1 protein-coding gene is annotated in these 1,252 nt (G+C 76.1%); it reads right to left on the bottom strand.

The features are described from left to right. On the bottom strand, positions 1 to 1,024 hold a 1,024-nt coding region (locus tag JS521_RS35615; protein WP_205086984.1), incomplete at its 3' end, for a hypothetical protein. Between the last annotated feature and the right edge of the window lie 228 nt (positions 1,025 to 1,252).

Raw genomic sequence — 1,252 nt, 5'->3', positions numbered from 1 at the left:
CCCCCCCCCCCCCCCCCCCGGGGGGGGGGGGGGTGGCGGGGGGGGGCCCGAAGCCGCCGCCCTGCGGGGGCCCGAAGCCGGGGGCCTGCGGCGGCTGGTGGCCCTGCGGCCCGGGCGCCGGGGCACCCCAGCCGCCGCCCCAGGAGTTCGGGCCGCCCCAGGGCCCCGTGGTGCCGCCGGGGGTCCGTGCGACGCCCATGCGGGCGCGCAGGAGGGTCACGACGGGCCCGATGAGGAGCGAGCAGACCTGGCTCAGCAGGGTCAGCTGCCCCTCGGTGTCCAGGTCGGTGAACCGCTCGTACAGCTCGAAGTGGATGATGCGCGCCATGCCCAGCGCGCCGGAGGCGAGGACGAACCCGCCCGCGATCAGGCCGAGCGGTCGCGCGGGGGCCGCCCCGGCGACCGCGCCGAGGGCCGCCACCAGGGACATCAGGATGATCGCCACGGTGATCCAGCCGGGCGGCGCCTCGGTGAACGGGATGTTCAGGGGCGCCCCGCCGATGAACCACTCGGGATAGAACCCGGACGGGAAGACGAACGGCTGCCGGATCTCCCAGGCGGCCAAGATCACCGCCTGAAGACCGAGGAGCAGGAAGACGGCCACTCCCGCGCCCCGCCCTGGACCCGCGGGGCGCTCTTCGCCCTGCGGCACGGGACGGCGGCCCGCCGCTCCCACCACGATCAGGGCGAGCCCGGCCACCAGCGCGGCGTACGTGGTGAGCAGCGCCCGGTCGCGGAGCTCTTCCGGGGCCGGGGCGTCGGCGACGGTCCAGACACCGGGCAGCCGCAGGACGAAGGTGACGACGCCGGTGACGATCAGGACCGAGGCGGCGGAGGCGGAGCGGAGTGCCGCCACAGCGGCGGCGGCATAGGCCAGCAGCAGGACGAGGCTGGTGGAGGTGGTGGTGGGCCGTACGAAGTCCCGGAGGTTCGCGGTGCCCGCCCAGTAGTCCCAGACCGGCCCCGGTCCGCCGACGGCCCGTATGTCCCGCACGATCCAGGCCACGGCCATCAGTGCCAGCACCGCGCACAGAACGGCGCCGGTGATTCTTGCTCCCCGTGTAAGTGTCACCCGCTGATACTCCATTGCCCCGAACGGATGAACAAGGCGTTCAGGGGGCGGGGCGGTTTCGGCGGGCGACCGGCCCGGCCGCCGCGCCCCCCCCCCCGGCCCGCCCCCGCCCCCCCCCCCGCCCCCCCCCAGGAGGTAGGGGGGCGGGGGGGAAACTGAACGGGCGCGCCAAGGAAGGAA

The organism is Streptomyces durocortorensis, from assembly GCF_016901035.1.
Classification (GTDB): domain Bacteria; phylum Actinomycetota; class Actinomycetes; order Streptomycetales; family Streptomycetaceae; genus Streptomyces; species Streptomyces durocortorensis.
Note: the sequence above shows the minus strand (reverse complement) of the source record. Positions and strands in the feature narration are given on the sequence as shown.